This window comes from Pseudomonas extremaustralis (assembly GCF_900102035.1).
Taxonomy (GTDB): Bacteria; Pseudomonadota; Gammaproteobacteria; order Pseudomonadales; family Pseudomonadaceae; genus Aquipseudomonas; species Aquipseudomonas extremaustralis.
In genome coordinates this window covers 3,934,925-3,952,118 of sequence record NZ_LT629689.1, presented here as the reverse complement: position 1 = coordinate 3,952,118, position 17,194 = coordinate 3,934,925, and the positions used below count along the sequence as shown (strand labels likewise).

Annotated in this window: 11 protein-coding genes; 4 read left to right on the top strand and 7 right to left on the bottom strand. The window is 59.1% G+C overall.

Going from position 1 to position 17,194, the window contains the following annotated elements:
- Positions 1–18: 18 nt before the first annotated feature.
- The 5 genes from BLR63_RS18245 to BLR63_RS18225 form a co-directional block, all read right to left on the bottom strand.
- Positions 19–1,617 (bottom strand): ABC transporter substrate-binding protein, encoded by a 1,599-nt coding sequence (locus tag BLR63_RS18245; protein WP_010565540.1) that lies wholly within the window; start codon positions 1,615–1,617, stop codon positions 19–21.
- Positions 1,618–1,697: 80 nt separating this feature from the next.
- Entirely contained in the window at positions 1,698–3,092 is a 1,395-nt protein-coding gene (locus BLR63_RS18240; protein ID WP_010565539.1) for an OprD family outer membrane porin, read from the bottom strand.
- 172 nt (positions 3,093–3,264) lie between these two features.
- Complete coding sequence (locus BLR63_RS18235) at positions 3,265–4,869, bottom strand: ABC transporter substrate-binding protein (protein WP_083365959.1); 1,605 nt, start codon at positions 4,867–4,869, stop codon at positions 3,265–3,267.
- A 304-nt stretch (positions 4,870–5,173) separates the two neighbouring features.
- Positions 5,174–6,802, bottom strand: coding sequence for an ABC transporter substrate-binding protein (locus tag BLR63_RS18230; RefSeq protein WP_078835638.1), 1,629 nt, complete (start codon positions 6,800–6,802; stop codon positions 5,174–5,176).
- A gap of 259 nt (positions 6,803–7,061) precedes the next feature.
- Entirely contained in the window at positions 7,062–8,663 is a 1,602-nt protein-coding gene (locus BLR63_RS18225; RefSeq protein ID WP_010565537.1) for an ABC transporter substrate-binding protein, read from the bottom strand.
- Positions 8,664–9,237: 574 nt separating this feature from the next.
- On the opposite strand from BLR63_RS18225, the gene BLR63_RS18215 reads away from it, so the two are divergent.
- Positions 9,238–11,880, top strand: coding sequence for a hypothetical protein (locus BLR63_RS18215; protein ID WP_231998084.1), 2,643 nt, complete (start codon positions 9,238–9,240; stop codon positions 11,878–11,880).
- Between the two features lie 124 nt (positions 11,881–12,004).
- On the opposite strand, the gene BLR63_RS18210 is transcribed toward BLR63_RS18215, so the two are convergent.
- On the bottom strand, positions 12,005–12,715 hold the full coding sequence (locus tag BLR63_RS18210) for an SIMPL domain-containing protein (RefSeq protein WP_010565534.1): 711 nt from the start codon (positions 12,713–12,715) through the stop codon (positions 12,005–12,007).
- A gap of 204 nt (positions 12,716–12,919) precedes the next feature.
- Between BLR63_RS18210 and BLR63_RS18205 the strand changes: the two genes are divergently transcribed.
- The 3 genes from BLR63_RS18205 to BLR63_RS18195 all read left to right on the top strand — a co-directional run bounded on the left by BLR63_RS18205 (position 12,920) and on the right by BLR63_RS18195 (position 16,556).
- On the top strand, positions 12,920–14,182 hold the full coding sequence (locus BLR63_RS18205; protein ID WP_010565533.1) for an ATP-binding protein: 1,263 nt from the start codon (positions 12,920–12,922) through the stop codon (positions 14,180–14,182).
- Positions 14,175–14,735, top strand: a complete 561-nt coding sequence (locus BLR63_RS18200) for a response regulator transcription factor (RefSeq protein WP_010565532.1) — start codon at positions 14,175–14,177, stop codon at positions 14,733–14,735. The genes BLR63_RS18205 and BLR63_RS18200 overlap by 8 nt, the downstream gene beginning before the upstream one ends.
- Before the next feature lie 99 nt (positions 14,736–14,834).
- Positions 14,835–16,556: an ABC transporter ATP-binding protein/permease gene (locus BLR63_RS18195; protein WP_010565531.1), complete on the top strand. Its 1,722-nt coding sequence runs from the start codon at positions 14,835–14,837 to the stop codon at positions 16,554–16,556.
- A gap of 92 nt (positions 16,557–16,648) precedes the next feature.
- Here the strand turns inward: BLR63_RS18195 and BLR63_RS18190 are convergent, their stop codons facing one another.
- Positions 16,649–17,086: a YhcB family protein gene (locus BLR63_RS18190; RefSeq protein WP_010568046.1), complete on the bottom strand. Its 438-nt coding sequence runs from the start codon at positions 17,084–17,086 to the stop codon at positions 16,649–16,651.
- Positions 17,087–17,194 lie beyond the last annotated feature (108 nt).

The following is a 17,194-nucleotide window of genomic DNA, read 5'->3' as shown; positions in this document are numbered from 1 at the left end:
CCGAGCGTTTTTTCTTATTTACTTCACCTGGGTGGTGGCGAAGTTATTGGTCGTCAGCGGGCTTTGGGTATAACCCTCGACGTTTTTGCGCATGGCGGTGAATATTTTCGGGTACGCCATGGGAATCCACGGTTGGTCCTCGGCGAAAACGTCCTGCGCTTGTTCATAGAGTGCAGCGCGCTGGGTGGGTTCAGCGATGGCGCGTGCCTTGTCGATCAAATCCTGAAATGCTTTGTTGCACCAGCGGGCGTAGTTTTCGCCGTTTTTCGCCGCGTCGCAACTCAGGTTCGGCGTGAGGAAGTTATCCGGGTCGCCGTTATCGCCGGCCCAGCCCGCCGACACCATATCGTGCTCGCCGGCTTTGGCGCGCTTGAGCATCTCGCCCCATTCCATGACCTTGATATTCACCTTCAGGCCGATCTGCGCCAGATCCGCCTGCATGCGCTGGGCGCCGAGCATCGGGTTGGGGTTGGTCGGGCCGCCGCCGTTGCGGGTGAACAGGGTGAACTCAGTGCCTTCCGGTACGCCGGCTTCCTTGAGCAGGGCGCGGGCTTTGTCCAGGTCACGCGGCGGGTTGGTCAGCTTGTGGTTGAAACCCAGCAACGTCGGTGGATACGGGCCGGTGCCGACCACGGCATTGCCTTTGCCGTACAGCGCCTCAGTGTAGCCGGCCTTGTCGAACGCGATGTTGATCGCGTGACGCACCCGCGCGTCGCTCATGTACTTGCGGGTGGTGTTCAGGGCGGTGTAGCTGGTGGTCATGGCCGCCAGTTCATCGACTTTCAGATTCGGGTCTTTCTTGATGCTCGGGATGTCGTCCGGCTTGGGGTACAGCGCGATCTGGCACTCATTGGCCTTGAGCTTCTGCAGGCGCACGTTGTTGTCGGTGGTGATCGCCAGGATCAGCGGGTCGGCCGGCGGCTTGCCACGGAAGTAGTCCGGGTTGGCCTTGAATCGCACCTGGGCGTCCTTGGCGTAGCGGGTGAAGATGAACGGGCCGGTGCCGATGGGCTTGGCGTTGAGGTCATCGGTCTTGCCGGACTTGAGCAACCGGTCGGCGTATTCGGCCGAGTGAATCGACGAAAACGCCATGGCCAGGTCGGCCAGGAACGGTGCTTCCGGACGGGTCAGCGTGAAGACCACGGTGTGCTCGTCGGTCTTCTCGACGCTCTTGAGCAGTTCCTTGAAGCCCATGCTTTCAAAGTACGGGTAGCCCACGTTGGACTTGGCGTGCCACGGGTGCTTCGGGTCCAACTGACGCTGGAAGCTCCACAACACGTCGTCGGCGTTCAGGTTGCGCGTGGGTTTGAAGTAGTCGGTGGTGTGGAACTTGATGTCGTCACGCAGGTGGAAGGTGTAGGTCAGGCCGTCGGCGCTGATTTCCGGCAGGGCCTTGGCCAGCGCAGGCACCACTTCGGTGGTGCCGGGCTTGAAGTCCACCAGGCGGTTGAACAGGGTTTCTGCGGCGGCGTCGGCGGTGACGGCGGTGGTATACAGCACCGGGTCGAAACCCTCCGGGCTGGCTTCGGTGCAGACCACCAGCGGTTTGGCCGAAATGCCGACGGCTACGCTCAGCAGCGTGGCAGCTATGGCGGCTTGTAGCGGGAGCATTTTCATTCGGAGCCCTCTGCAATCGATGCAGCCAGACAAGCGTAGACGGCGGGCTCGCCCCGAGCCCGCCGCGTACCTGGCGCTGGTTAAAGAATGTTGAACGGAATGGTGGTGACCAGGCGGAACTCTTTGATGCTGCCGTCGGCCTGGAACTCGCTGGCGCGGTGCTCGACATAGGTTGCACGAATGGCGGTGGCCTTGAGTGGGCCGCTCTGGATCGCGTAAGAAGCGCCTATACCGTATTCCTGGTGTTTTTCACCATCTTGCTTCTGGATGCCGTCATAGGCGAACTTGGCCCGACCGCCGTTGCCGGTGTAGTGGGTGCCGTCGATGCCCCAGCCGCGCGCCGAGTACACGTTGAACTTCAGGCCTGGCACGCCGTATTCGGCCATGTTGAGGCCATAGGCGATCTGGAAGGATTTTTCGTTCGGGCCGTTGAAGTCCGAGGTCAGGGAGTTGGCCAGGTAGATGCCGTTGGTTTCGTGCAGGTAGTCGAAGTACTCGTTACCGTTCACTTGCTGGTACGCGAAGGTCAGGCTATGCGCCTGGTGAGCCAGTCCCAGGGACAGGGAGTAGGTATCGTTGTCGATTTTCCCCATCTCTTTTTTGCCTTCATCCACGGTTTTGTAATAGTTGAAACCGGTGGTCAGGGCCAGTTGCTGGCTATCGCCCAATTCGTGGGTCGCGCCGAAGTAGTACTGGTTCCAGAAGTCTTTGACGTTGGCGGCAAAGAGGCTGGTTTTCAGGCTTTTGAGCGGCTGGTAGTTCAAGCCCAGGGTGGACACTTTGTCGGTTTCCGCGCCATTGCCGTATTCGCTACGGAATTTCGACAGGCTCTGTTCGGTACGTGGCGAAACACGGTCAAAAATGCCGCCCTGGAACGACAGGTTGCTGAACTCTTCGCTGTTGAAACTCACCCCTTCGAAGCTCGAAGGCAGCGCACGGTTGCCGATGGTGTCGACGATGCCGCTGCTGAAATTCTGGCGACCGGCGGTCAGGGTCGTGTTGGCGACGCGGAACTGCACGTTGGCCAGGCCGAGTTTGCTCCATTGGTCGACGGCATCCCCGTTGGAGTCGGCCAGGGTCCGGTTGGAACCGCCTTTGATATCACGCTTGCTGCGGTCCAGGACCAGTGCGTTGTAGACCGCCAGTTCGGTCTTGACGCCCACGGTGCCCTGGGTGAAACCCGAGCTGGCATTGAGGATGGTGCCCTGTACCCAGTTGGTGCGGTTACGGTCGGTACGGGTTTCTCCGTGCTTCTGGTATTCGAAGGTACCCCCACGGTACTTGCTTTCATGGGAGTACCAGTTACGTGTGGTGCCGCCCAGGCTGAAATCCTCGATAAAGCCTTTGGCCTCGCTTTGGGCGCTGGTGCCGGCCAATGTGGTGGGGACGAAGTCCTGGCTGGCGGGTTCGGCGTAGGCGGTGGCCGTGATGCTGCTGATGGCCAGGGCTAGAAGCGCTTTGCTGCTCAGTTTCATGGGTGAAGCTCCTTTGGTTCTCTTTTTTTTATGCCGGTCTTTTTAGGTGAACCGGCTATTGGTGTGTAACTCATTCAAGGCATTGCAAACGTTTGCTGTAGGAAAAATCCCAATAAAAGGCTGCGCGTTTGCAGCAAGGCGGGGAGCCGCCCTGCGCAAGTCGGTTAGTTTTTTATGGGTTGATGCTGACGCCCGAGAACACGTTGCGGCCGAAGGGGCTCACTTTGAAGCCTTCGACTTTGGCGCTTAACGGCTGGTTGACCGTCGAGTGGGCGACGGGCGTGATCGGCACTTGCTGCTTGAGCAATTGCTGCGCCTGTCGGTATAGAACCGTCCTTTGTTCACGGTCGGTGACGACCTTGGCTTGCTTGATCAGCTTGTCGTACGCCGGGTCGCACCACATGGAGTAGTTGTTCCCGCCGATGGCGTCGCAGCTATAGAGGGTGCCCAGCCAGTTGTCCGGGTCACCGTTGTCGCCGGTCCAGCCGATCAGGCTGATATCGTGCTCACCGTTCTTGGTGCGCTTGATGTATTCGCCCCACTCGTAGCTGACGATCTTGACCTTGAGGCCGATCTTGGCCCAGTCGCTTTGCAGCATCTCGGCCATCAGCTTGGCGTTGGGGTTGTACGGCCGTTGCACCGGCATCGCCCACAGGGTGATTTCGGTACCTTCCTTCACGCCGGCGGCCTTGAGCAGTGCCTTGGCTTTCTCCGGGTCGTAGGCGGCGTCCTTGATGCTGTCGTCGTAGGACCACTGCGTCGGCGGCATGGCGTTGACCGCCAGTTGTCCCGCGCCCTGGTACACGGCATTGAGGATGCTCTGCTTGTTTACCGCCATGTCCAGCGCCTGGCGCACTTCGAGCTGGTCGAACGGCTTGTGGCGCACGTTGTAGGCGATATAGCCGAGGTTGAAACCCGGCTTGGTCAGCAGTTGCAGGTTCGGGTCGGCCTTGAGGGCGTCGACGTCAGCCGGGCGCGGATGCAGGGTCACCTGGCATTCGCCGGCCTTGAGTTTTTGCACGCGCACCGACGCATCGGTGTTGATGGCGAAAATCAGCTGGTCCAGCTGAACCTTGCTCGGGTCCCAGTACTGTTTGTTCGCCACGTAACGGATCTGCGAGTCTTTCTGGTAGCGCTGGAACACAAAGGGGCCAGTGCCGATGGGCTTCTGGTTGATGTCGCTGGGCTTGCCGGCCTTGAGCAACTGCTCGGCGTACTCGGCCGACAGGATCGAGGCAAAGCTCATGGCGATGTTTTGCACGAACGCGGCGTCGACCGTGTTCAGGGTCATCACCACGGTGTGCGTGTCGGTCTTGGTGACCTTGGCGATGTTCTTGTTCAGGCTCATCCCGTTGAAGTACGGAAACTCGGTGGGGTAGGCCTTGCGAAACGGGTGGTCGGGATCAAGCATGCGGTTGAAGGTGAACAGCACGTCGTCGGCGTTGAAGTCCCGCGTCGGCTTGAATTCCTTGTTGCTATGGAATTTCACCCCTTCGCGCAAGTGGAAGGTGTAGGTCAGGCCGTCATCGGAAATATCCCACTTGGTGGCCAGCCCCGGTACCACGTTGGTCTCGCCTTTTTCAAACTCAACCAGGCGGTTGTACAGCGGCTCGGCCGCGTCGTTGTCGGTGGCGGTGGTGTATTGCGCAGTGTCGAAGCCTGCCGGGCTGCCTTCGGAGCAGAACACCAGGCTCTTCTTTTCGGCGGCCTGGCCCATCGTGGCCAGAGCCAGGAGGCTGGTGCCAAAAATGGCGGATAGAACGGTTGTATGGCGCATGACGATCCCGATCCTTGTTTGTAATTGTTATCAGCGAGCAATCGGCCTGGCGTTCGACCAGGCAGACATCACTGATCCCACACACAGCAAGTGACTTTCCCCGATAGGAGCTTCTGCTGTCCTACGACGGTATGGGCCGTGGACTTCACAGTAAAGGCGTCAAATCGGACTGACCTTGTAGGCAAAAGAGCTACGTTTCGCAGTTCGTTGCTGTAGGACGCAGCGACTGCGGACGTGGTTTATTTCCTACGGTTCAGGCGGATGCAATAACGGCGACGTGATGACACGCCGCCGTCAGTGATCCTTACTTGCCGCTTACGCTCACGCCGTAGAAGGAGTTCAAGCCAAATGGACTGATCTTGAAGTCCTGCACGGTGTTGCGCATGGGTTGATACACCGTCGAGTGCGCGATAGGTGTCATCGGGACTGCATCTTTGAGGATATGTTGCGCCTGCTTGTACAGCTCGGTGCGTTTGGCGATATCCGAGGTGGCCTTGGCTTCTTTCACGATGCCGTCGAATTTCTTGTCGCACCACTTGGAGAAGTTGTTACCGGACAGCGAATCGCAGCCGAACAGCACGTTCAGCCAGTTGTCCGGGTCACCGTTGTCACCGCTCCAGCCAATGATCATGGCCTGGTTCTCGCCGCCCTTGGAGCGCTTGATGTACTCGCCCCATTCGTAGCTGGTGATTTTTACGTTGAGGCCGATCTTCTTCCAGTCGTTTTGCAGCATTTCAGCCATCAGCTTGGCGTTCGGGTTGTACGGACGCTGAACCGGCATGGCCCACAGAACGATCTCGGTACCTTCCTTGACGCCCGCTTCCTTGAGCAGCGCCTTGGCTTTCTCGGGATCGTACTTGGCGTCCTTGATGGTGGTGTCATACGACCATTGGGTCGGCGGCATGGCGTTGACGGCCAATTGGCCGGCGCCCTGGTACACGGAGTCGATGATCTGCTGCTTGTTCACCGACATGTCCAGTGCCTGACGCACACGCAGGTCAGCCAATGGGTTTGGCTGGTCGCTGCCCTTGACCTTGTCCATGACGTTGTAAGCGATGTAGCCCAGGTTGAAACCGGCCTGGTGCGGCAGCTTCAGGTCCTTGTCGCCTTCCAGCGCCTTGAGGTCGGCCGGACGCGGGAACAGGGTGATCTGGCATTCGTTCTTCTTGAGCTTCTGGATACGCACCGACGGGTCGGTGGTGATGGCGAAGATCAGGTTGTCGATCTTCACGTCCGCTGGGTTCCAGTAGTCCTTGTTGCCGGTGTAACGGATGTTCGAGTCTTTCTGGTAGCTCTTGAACACGAACGGACCAGTGCCGATCGGCTTCTGGTTGATGTCCTGCGGCGTGCCGTTCTTCAGCAGTTGGGCGGCGTATTCGGCGGACTGGATGGAGGCGAAGCTCATGGCCAGGTTCTGGATGAAGGCCGCGTCCACGGTGCCAAGGGTGAACTTGACGGTGTGGTCATCGACTTTCTCGATGTTCTTGATGTTGGTGTCCATCCCCATGTCCGTGAAGTACGGGAACTCGGTGGGGTAGGCTTTGCGGAACGGATCGTCCTTGTTGATCATGCGGTTGAACGTGAACAGCACGTCATCGGCATTGAAGGTACGGGTCGGCTTGAAGTATGGGGTGGTGTGGAACTTGACGCCATCCCGCAGGTGGAAGGTATACGTCAGGCCATCCGGGGACACGTCCCAACTGGTAGCCAGCCCAGGAACCACAGCGGTGCCGCCACGTTCGAACTGGGTCAGACGGTTGAACATGGTTTCGGCCGAAGCATCGAAGTCTGTTCCGGTGGTGTACTGACCGGGATCGAAGCCCGCGGGGCTGCCTTCGGAGCAGAACACCAGGTTAGTCGCCGCTTGGGCGAATGGGGCGGCGGCCAAAAGGCCAGCGCTCACTAATAGCGGAAGGACTGCGTGTTTAAGCATGTGGGCCTCATGATTTGTTGTCATTTTTGGTAGTGAGGGCGACCTCGTGAGTCGGCCTGCGGATACTTATGCAGGCGCCATACCCATTGCAAGATGCCGAACCGTCGCAAGGCTTAAAGAGTGGTACGAACGTACAAGAATGTCGCAATTATGAAACTTTCGACACAAATGTGCCTGTTTAGAGGGTTTTTCCGGTGCGCCGGGCGCACTTAAAAGGCCCAACCAAGGCATTTTGCGCACTTGGTTGGGGCGTTTTTTGTTACTTATCTAGACTCACACCGTAGAACGGCGTTAGCCCGAAGGGGCTGATTTTGAAGTTTTGCACTTCTTTGCGCAGGGGTTGGAAAACCGTCGAGTTCGCAATAGGCGTTATAGGTACTTGTTCTTTAAGGATTTTTTGTGCCTGTTGATACCACTTGATGCGTTGTTCGCGGTCGTTGCTGACCTTGGCCTGCTGCACCAGCTTGTCGTAGGCGGGGTTACACCATTTGGCGTAGTTGCTGCCCTTGACCGCGGCACAACTGTAGAGCACGCCCAGCCAGTTATCCGGGTCGCCGTTGTCGCCGGTCCAGCCATAAATCATCGCGTCGTGCTCGCCGTTTTTAGCGCGCTTGATGTATTCGCCCCACTCATAGCTGACGATGTTGGCCTTGATGCCGACCTTTTCCCAATCCTGCTGGATCATTTGCGCCGACATGCGCGCATTGGGGTTGGAGGCACGTTGGACGGTCATGGCCCACAGGTTGATGGTCGTACCCGGTGCAACCCCTGCTTCTTTTAGTAGCGCCCGCGCCTTGGCCGGATCGTGGGGGGCGTCCTTGATGCTTGGGTCATAAGACCACTGCGCCGGTGGCAGGGCGTTTTGCGCCAATTGTCCGGCGCTCTGGTACACCGCCTTGATGATCGCCGGCTTGTCGATGGCCATGTCCAGGGCCTGGCGGACCTTGAGTTGGTCCAGCGGCGGATGGGTCACGTTGTAGGCGAGAAAGCCCAGGTTGAAACCGGCTTGCTGCAGCACGCGCAGGTTGGGGTCCTGTTTCATTACCTCGATATCCGCCGGGCGTGGGTAACCGCTGACCTGGCATTCGCCGGCCTTGAGTTTCTGCAGGCGCGCCGCGGCGTCCGGGGTGATGGCGAACACCAGGTTGTCGAGCTTCACATCCTCGGGCTTCCAATACTGTTTATTGGCGACGAAGCGGATCTGCGCGTCTTTCTGGTAACGCTTGAACACGAACGGCCCGGTGCCGATCGGCTTCTGGTTGATGTCCGAGGCGGTGCCCTGCTTCAACAGTTGCGCGGCGTACTCGGCGGACTGGATCGAAGCGAAGCTCATGGCCAGGTTCTGCACGAATGACGCATCGACGTTGTTCAGGTTGAAACGCACCGTATGTTCATCGAGCTTGTCCAGGCCCTTGATCGTGGTGTTCAAGCCCATGTCGGTGAAATACGGCGACTCGGACGGGTAGGCCTTGCGGAAGGGACTGTCGGCGTCCAGCAGGCGATTGAAGGTAAACAGCACGTCGTCGGCATTGAAGTCGCGGGTCGGCGTGAAGAAATCGGTGGTGTGGAACTTGACGCCATCCCGCAGATGGAAGGTATAGGTCAGGCCATCCGGGGATACTTCCCAACTTGTCGCCAGCCCCGGTTCGACCTCGGTGCCGCCGCGCTTGAACTGGGTCAGGCGGTTGAACACGGTTTCGGCGGAGGCATCGAAATCGGTACCGCTGGTGTACTGGCTGGGGTCAAAGCCGGCGGGGCTGGCTTCGGAGCAGTAGACCAGGGTGCTGGCGGCGTGAGCCATCGGCATGAAGGCCAGCAGGCCGGCGGCGAGGAGCAGCGGTTTTAAGGTGATTCTTTCCATGGAGACCCCTGAAGTGGCTGGCAATAGCGCGGCTCGAACAAAAAACGATGATAACCGAGGTTATCGCTGCTGCCGATGCGCGGCATGACACCCCGATTTCCCTGCACGCCGAGGACCACCATAACGCTGCCTTCGGCGGCGTTTTTCCGAAGATTGTAGGTTTTCCTTTAACGGGTGATTTTCGTATCGAACCTGAGGATAAAAGCGGAACCCTTCTGACTGAGATCGCCACCTACTGTCGCCATCAAGGCCCTACTGACTCGAACATGAAGCGTCCCCGTGAACCTGTTCTCTATGCCCTTCTACTTCTGGAGCCATAGCCAACGGCACCCCACTCAAGTTGGAAACAGAGTCATGAGTCACCGAACTGCCGACTGTTCGATTAACGACTAATTCTGAATATGAGCCGACAGTGAATATAAGTCCGTCCTTCCTGCGCCCGCCCGTAATCTTGCCGCCTGCATCGGCATCTCATCGCCACCCTCGAGACATTGACAGCTCACCCTCTGTGCGTAATCAGATTCAGGGGCGTCCCAGTGTATCCGACGATAAAAAGATTGGCCCTGATCAAAAGTTGACTCTGCCCCCTACGCCCAACTACGAGTCTGCCGTTTATAACCAGACCATTTATGGATCCGCTGCTGTTTCTGCGCCGGACGCAAACTATTCCCTCGATGAGCGAAAGTATCGTATTGACGCGTATGCCTCACGCGTAAAAATCCAGGTCGCGAACATAGAAAGCGGGAGTGAAGGCGAAAGAAACGTCAAGTTCCAGAGGGCCCGTCTGTTCATGGAACCCTCGGGCTATTTCAGTGCAGGCTTGCTCGCCGCCGGCTACGACCCCCATGAAAGATTCACGGTTACGTATACGTCCTATACCGGAATAGGAAAGCCGCAAACCCTGAACAACACCGTCAAACGCACCTACTTTGCCTGGGAAATAGCCGCCGGTGCTCTGGCTCACGATAAAGTGCAGCGGGGCGGTCCGATCAACTTCAACTTTATGGATATCGAGTCGAAGGACCAGAGCAAGATCGACAATCTGGAACTGCTCGGCAAAAAACTCCAAGGCCATTGGGAACACGACTTGGCCAGGTTCATGCGCGACCCGTCCGGCGATGTAGCGAAGCGTTCTGGAAAAGCAGATGCCTATGAAGTCCGGGGCGTGCTGCAAAGTCTGAGTAGCGATCCGCGCAGTTTTGGACAGTTAAGCCCTGAAGGCCAGCAGGCCGTGAAACGCACCCTGGAGCACAATGGGCAAGTCATCATTCCCAACCTGTACGGCTTTCCGTTGGCCGGTTACGCATTCATTCCCTATATCCCTTATGACGGTAACTACACTAACCGACCCAACCAAGGGGTGATGGTCGACCTGAAAAACGGCAGTGTGCGTGAAATAAAGGGCGATAAGGAATTCGCAAACTGGGCAAAAGACAATCGCGATAACGTGCTGCGCAGTTTCAATGCCCGGGACAGGCAAGGCGGCAAAGATGCGCATTGGCCAATGGCGAGCGAAGTGCTCGACAATATGATTTCAGGTGCCAAGGCCAGCTATCCGGGATATCACAATCTTCTTTCAGATCAATCCATACCCGTTTCGCAGACATTCAATTACACCCGTGCGCGGGGCAGCGATTACCAGTTGAAATACGGCAGCCTCAATAGCGGTATTGCCGAACACTACCAGGCCGTAAACGCAAAAAACGCCGTCTGGTCCGATCAGACCGAAGTATTCGGTTCTTCGCAGCAAGCCTGGAAAGACGCGAAAGACTTTTGGGGCAATACCTTCGGCTACGTCCCCGTGATCGGTAATACGGGCAATGTTGTTTTCGGCATCCATGATGGCCTCTATGGCAAGACTGCGGACGATCGCGTCGGCGGCAATGCGGCGGCGGTCATATCCGGCCTGCAATTGGCCCACGAACTGGCGCCTGGCGCGATCGAGACGGGGCTGGGCGAGGCGCCCACAGCCATCAACTCGGCAAAAGCCAGAGATTACAACTGGGCACATGACGAGCAGAACAACCAGTTCGAGTTGGTACGCACCCCCAAGGCCCTGGTCAGTGCCGATGAAACCCTCGCACCAACGGTGGGAAGGGCGCTTGAATCCAACCGGTTGCGGCCCAGCCAGGCAGGGCAAATCACCCGGCACGCCGTGCCGAACGGCGAGGAAGTCATTGGTAATGCTGTGCGCAACGCCAAGGGCATTTACCAGGTCAAGGATGCAATCACCGGCCAAGACAGTTGGTTCATCCGCTATACCGATGCGACGGGCGTCCCTGGGGTCTATGAGATCAAAGGGGATTTCAAGCTGAGTGACAACTATGTGCAGATTATTGACCGTGACACCAGAAAGCCGGTGATGACCGTCCATGCGTCCGAGGGCGGCGAGTGGGTAGCCGCCAAGGGTGCCGGGGGCATCAAATGGTTTTGGGAGCGCCCCTCTTCCCCCACCCCCAGTGTCGAACCGAAGTCTTCGCCCGCCTTGGCCGATCACTTTCGCGATCTCGACGGTAAAAAAATCGGCGCGGCGCAAAGAGTCGACGAGTTCTTGAAAACCAATGCGGGGACAAGTTACGAGTTCGCCAGCAGCAACTACGAAGAAAACGGGGCCGTCAAAACAAAATTCAAGGTGTCCTGGAACATCGACGAGGCCGGATTTTCCGTTGAGCCGGGAGAAAAGGCGCAGGCCACAGAGCACAGTTCCGGCATGTACTCACCCAACTTTGTTTTGGATATCAATCGCAACCCCTACAGCGTGACCACGATGGAAAACGGGCGGCCCATCACCCAGCAACTGAATGCGACAGCGGGCTCTGCCGAAGGCATCAGGCAAGCCAGATTGAGTCAGTTCGAGGCGGCAATTGCTGATCCAGAATTGCGTGCCCGAATCTCCGAAGTGGCCCATCAAGGCTCCATAGCCCCCGCCACCATTGACCTGAACGGCGGATCGGTGCTGCAGGACGGTTACTACTTCGGTGCGGACGATACCCAGTTCCACATCGATCACGATCCGGACAAGCGTGTGACCCAGGTTCGGATCACGTCCAAGGGGCACCTCTCGAACCCGGAAAAAGATATCAGCCATGTACCGGGGGCGGAGGTGACCATCAAACGAACCTTCACCCTACGCCGGGGCAGTGAGCCTGACACTTCATACAAAATCGACAAGGACGCACCCACCACTGTCGAGGTTTCGGTCGCTTCGCAGGCATAAGACCGCGACCACTTCCCTGGCCTGATCCCCTGGACGGCGGTCACTTCTGTGACCGCCATCTAATTGGCTGTCTGCCCGGCGCAAACCCTCAGGGCGTGCGCCTTGTCGTCGTCAAGTCCGAGGGTTATTGCAGGACTTCGATCACCCCGTCGGCACTCATGCTTACCTGGCTGGTGCCGGCTTCCACTTGCGGTGTCGGCGCCGATTCCATCATGGCGGCTTTCATCATCATTCCACCACGGGCATACGGTTGCGGGTAACCGTTGGTGTTGAAGTTCAAGTTGACGATCTTGTAACCCTTGCCGCCCAACGCCTCGGTGGCCAGTTGCGCACGGGCCTTGAACGCGGTGACGGCGTCCTTGAGCAGCGCATCTTCGCTGGCCTTGCGCGTGGCGTCGGCGATGGCGAAGTCCATGTTTTCCATCTTCAGGGTGTTGAGCAACTCGCCGGTGAGTTTGGACAGCGCCGGGAAGTCCGCACTTTCCAGGCGCAACTCGGCGCGCTCGCGCCAGCCGGTGATCTTCTGGTTCTTGGTGTCGTAGATCGGATAGCTGTTGCGGCTGCCCTGGCGCAGGGTCACCGCCTTGACTTCACGGGCCTGGTCCAGGGCCTGGTTCATCGTGGTGGTGATTTCGGCGGCGAGCTTGGCCGGGTCGGTATTCTGCGACTCGGTGTAGAGCGTCACGATCATCTTGTCGCGGGCGACTTCCTGGCTGGCTTCGGCGCGCAGGGAAATCTGGTTGTAATGCAGCTCGTCGGCCGCCAGTGCCGGAAGGCTGGCCAGGGTACTGGCGCCGAGGGTGAGGGCGGTTGCAGTGCGAATGAAACGAGACATGGAAGCTCCTTGAGGTGTGCGTATCGGTATGACTGTAGACGGTGGCGTCGGGTTCTTGGGTTTTACACATTCCATACACATTGATCGACTGTCGACGAGCGGTGATTTTTCCGGCCTGCGTCAAAGAGCCACACGCCCAATGCCCGAGGCGCCGCTTCGTTTATACTCCTGCCGATCCGCCTGCAGCGCTCACCGGGAGAGCTCATGCTCGCCGCCGTAAAACTGACTTCCGCCACCCGCCAGAACCTCTGGCGCCTGACGTTCATCCGCACCCTGGTACTGGCCGCGCAGGCAGGCTCCGTCGGGCTCGCGTATTGGTTCGACCTGTTGCCGCTGCCCTGGCTGCAACTGTCCGTGACCCTTGGCTTTTCCATCGTGCTGTGTGTGTTCACCGCGATCCGGTTGCGCACCACGTGGCCGGTGACCGAGCTGGAATACGCCCTGCAATTGGCCTGTGACCTGATTATCCACAGTGTGTTGCTGTATTTTTCCGGCGGCTCCACCAACCCGTTCGTCTCGTTTTACCTGGTGCCGCTGACGATCGCCGCAGTGACCTTGCCCTGGCGCTATTCGGTGGTGTTGTCGGGCATCGCCCTGACCCTCTACACCTTGCTGCTTGCGCAGTTCTACCCGTTGCAAACCTTCCCGATCGCCCGGGAAAACCTGCAGATCTACGGGATGTGGTTGAGTTTTGCCTTGTCCGCCGCCGTGATCACTTTTTTTGCCGCGCGCATGGCCGAAGAACTGCGTCGCCAAGAGGAACTGCGCGCCATCCGCCGCGAAGAAGGCCTGCGCGACCAGCAACTGTTGGCCGTCGCCACCCAGGCCGCCGGCGCGGCCCACGAGTTGGGCACGCCGCTGGCGACCATGAGCGTGCTGCTCAACGAAATGACCCAGGACCATCACGACCCGGCGCTGCAAGAAGATCTCGGCGTGCTGCGCGAACAGGTCAAGCAGTGCAAGCAAACCTTGCAGCAACTGGTGCGCGCCGCCGAAGCCAATCGACGTCTGGCGGTGGAGATGCAGGATGTGACCCAGTGGCTCGACGAAGCCCTGAACCGCTGGCACCTGATGCGCCCCGAAGTCAGTTACCGTTTCCACCTCCTGGGCCAGGGCAGCGTGCCGCGCATGGCGCCGCCGCCGGACTTGACCCAGGCCTTGCTCAACCTGCTGAACAACGCTGCCGATGCCTGCCCCGAAGGCTTGGAAGTACGGTTGGACTGGGATGCGGAAAACCTGACCATCAGTATTCGCGACCACGGCGCGGGCGTGCCGCTGGCTATTGCCGAGCAGATCGGCAAACCTTTCTTTACCACCAAGGGCAAAGGCTTCGGCCTCGGCCTGTTTTTGAGCAAGGCCAGCGTGACCCGCGCGGGCGGCTCAGTGAAGCTCTATAGTCACGAGGAAGGCGGCACGCTCACCGAGCTGCGCCTGCCCCGTGTCGCACGAGGAGATATCGATGAGTGACGAGATCCAAGTCGAAGGCGAAGAACTGCCGCACCTGCTGCTGGTAGATGACGATGCCACCTTTACCCGCGTGATGGCGCGCGCCATGAGCCGTCGCGGTTTTCGCGTCAGCACCGCAGGCTCCGCCGAAGAAGGCTTGGCCATCGCCCAGGCCGACCTGCCGGACTACGCCGCGCTCGATCTGAAAATGGACGGCGACTCCGGCCTGGTGCTGCTGCCCAAGCTACTGGAACTCGACCCGGAAATGCGCGTGGTGATCCTCACCGGTTACTCCAGCATCGCCACGGCCGTCGAGGCCATCAAGCGTGGCGCCTGCAACTACCTGTGCAAGCCGGCGGACGCCGACGACGTGCTGGCGGCTTTGCTCTCCGAGCACGCCGACCTTGACACCCTGGTGCCGGAAAACCCGATGTCGGTGGACCGCCTGCAATGGGAACACATCCAGCGCGTCCTCACCGAGCACGAAGGCAATATCTCCGCCACTGCCCGCGCCCTCGGCATGCACCGTCGCACCTTGCAGCGCAAGCTGCAGAAGCGCCCGGTACGGCGCTGAACGAAGTCTGAACAATCCGCTTCAGGCCACACGGAGACCTGAACCGATCGACTATGATCGGTTCAAACGCCTGTCATATTTTCCTACCGAGCCTGAACGATGAATCAGAACGCTGAGTATTCCGCGGTCAACGACGCGGTGCGTGGGCAATTTTTCCGCCGAACCTGGGCGATGATCACGCCGTATTGGCGCAGTGAAGAGAAGGGTAAGGCCTGGTTGTTGCTGGCCGCAGTGATCGGCCTGTCGCTGTTCAGCGTGGCGATTTCGGTGTGGATCAACCACTGGTACAAAGACTTCTATAACGCCCTGGAGAAAAAGGACACAGCCGCCTTCTGGCAACTGATCGGTTATTTCGGCGGCATCGCCACCGTGGCCATTCTCGGCGCGGTGTACCGTTTGTATCTGACCCAGATGCTGACCATCCGCTGGCGGGCCTGGCTCACCGAGAAGCACTTCGCGCGCTGGTTGGCCGACAAGAATTACTACCAGCTGGAGCAGGGCGGTTACACCGATAACCCGGACCAGCGGATCTCCGAAGACCTCAACAACTTCACCACCAGCACCTTGAGCCTCGGGCTTGGACTGCTGCGCAACGTGGTCAGCCTGGTGTCGTTTTCGATCATCCTGTGGGGCGTGTCGGGCAGTATCGAAGTGTTTGGCATCACCATCCCGGGCTACATGTTCTGGTGCGCCCTGCTGTACGCCGCCGTGGGCAGCTGGCTGACGCACCTGATCGGCCGGCGCCTGATCGGTTTGAACAACCAGCAGCAACGCTTCGAGGCGGACCTGCGTTTCTCCATGGTGCGCGTGCGCGAGAACGCCGAGAGCATCGCCTTGTACAACGGCGAGCCCAATGAGAACCAGCGTCTGAGCGCGCGATTCGGCAAGGTCTGGCACAACTTCTGGGACATCATGAAAGTGTCCAAGCGCCTGACCTTCTTTACCGCCGGCTACAGCCAGATCGCGATCATCTTCCCGTTCATCGTCGCCGCGCCGCGCTACTTCACCGGCAAGATCCAACTGGGCGAGCTGATGCAAATCAACTCGGCGTTCGGCAATGTGCAAGAGAACTTCAGCTGGTTCATCAACGCGTACTCGGAGCTGGCCAGCTGGCGCGCCACCAGCGATCGTTTGTTGAGCTTCCACCAGGCGATGAGCGAAAACGAGCAGCGCTCGCCGGCCATCGATGTGCGTCCGGAAGGCGAGCGGCTGATGATGCAAGGCCTGGGCATGGACCTGGCGGACGGTCGTCACCTGTTGACCGGCGCCGATATGACCGTAGAGCCGGGCCAGCGCCTGATGCTCAGCGGCCGCTCCGGCAGCGGCAAAAGCACCTTGCTGCGCGCCATGGGCCATTTGTGGCCGGCGGGGCATGGCAACATCCGCCTGCCAGCGGCGCGTTACCTGTTTCTGCCGCAGAAGCCTTACCTGCCGATCGGGACACTGAAGGACGTGTTGAGTTATCCACAGGACGACAGCGTTTATCCGGCGCAACGTTATGTACAGGTCCTGGAAACCTGCCGCTTGCCCCATCTGGTCGCGCGCCTGGACGAAGCCAACCACTGGCAACGCATGCTCTCGCCGGGCGAGCAACAGCGTCTGGCCTTTGCCCGCGCGTTGCTGTTCGCGCCGCAGTGGCTGTACATGGACGAAGCCACGTCGGCCATGGATGAAGAGGATGAGGCGACGCTGTACCAGGCGTTGATCGATGAACTGCCGGGCCTGAGCATCGTCAGCGTCGGCCATCGCAGCAGCCTCAAGCGCTTCCATGGGCGACATGTGCGGATCGAAGGCGGCCAGCTACTCGAGCAGGTTGTTTAACCGCTGTGGCAAGCCCGCTTGCCACGTCATGAGCATAAAAAAGCCCGGCTGATCATCGATCAGCCGGGCTTTTTTAATGCTTTTAGAAGGACTTACTTCTTCAAGCCGTAATGCTCATCCAGCATGCCTGGAGCGTTCGGCGTCTTTGGCGCGTAGTCCCGTGGCGGCTCCTGGTTTTCCCGTGGCGGGGTCAAGCGCTCCCGTGGGGTTTGCGGAGCATCGGAATGCAGCGCGGCCAGCAGGCGCTGGCGGGTGATGTCGTCGAGGGCCAGGCGGTTAGCGCCATCGGCGAGGTGATCCTGTACTTCCTGGTAGCTCTGGGTGAGCTTCTTGACCAGGGTCGCGGTGGTATTGAAGTGGGTAACAACCTCGTTCTGATAACTGTCAAAACGTTCCTGAATGTCATCCAACTGACGCTGCGTGCGGTTAGGCGCGGCATTTGGCAGCAGGCGGGCAACCAGGAATCCAATGGCGACACCGGCAACCAGGGCGAGAGTCGGCAACAACCAAACTAAGAGCGAGTGTTCCACGAGTCCTTCCTCTATAAACGGCTTTGCTTTACGTTAACGGCTCGGACCTGCGCTGTATACCGCGATTAAGCTCGCAATGATGCCATGCACAGACTTTTAGCTAGACGA

Bases quoted from the DNA above. Each gene is read 5' to 3' on its own strand.
- BLR63_RS18240 (WP_010565539.1), bottom strand. From the start codon at position 3,092: ATGAAACTGAGCAGCAAAGCGCTTCTAGCCCTGGCCATCAGCAGCATC.
- BLR63_RS18235 (WP_083365959.1), bottom strand. From the start codon at position 4,869: ATGCGCCATACAACCGTTCTATCCGCCATTTTTGGCACCAGCCTCCTG.
- BLR63_RS18200 (WP_010565532.1), top strand. From the start codon at position 14,175: ATGAGTGACGAGATCCAAGTCGAAGGCGAAGAACTGCCGCACCTGCTG.
- BLR63_RS18205 (WP_010565533.1), top strand. From the start codon at position 12,920: ATGCTCGCCGCCGTAAAACTGACTTCCGCCACCCGCCAGAACCTCTGG.
- BLR63_RS18210 (WP_010565534.1), bottom strand. From the start codon at position 12,715: ATGTCTCGTTTCATTCGCACTGCAACCGCCCTCACCCTCGGCGCCAGT.
- BLR63_RS18195 (WP_010565531.1), top strand. From the start codon at position 14,835: ATGAATCAGAACGCTGAGTATTCCGCGGTCAACGACGCGGTGCGTGGG.
- BLR63_RS18230 (WP_078835638.1), bottom strand. From the start codon at position 6,802: ATGCTTAAACACGCAGTCCTTCCGCTATTAGTGAGCGCTGGCCTTTTG.
- BLR63_RS18245 (WP_010565540.1), bottom strand. From the start codon at position 1,617: ATGAAAATGCTCCCGCTACAAGCCGCCATAGCTGCCACGCTGCTGAGC.
- BLR63_RS18225 (WP_010565537.1), bottom strand. From the start codon at position 8,663: ATGGAAAGAATCACCTTAAAACCGCTGCTCCTCGCCGCCGGCCTGCTG.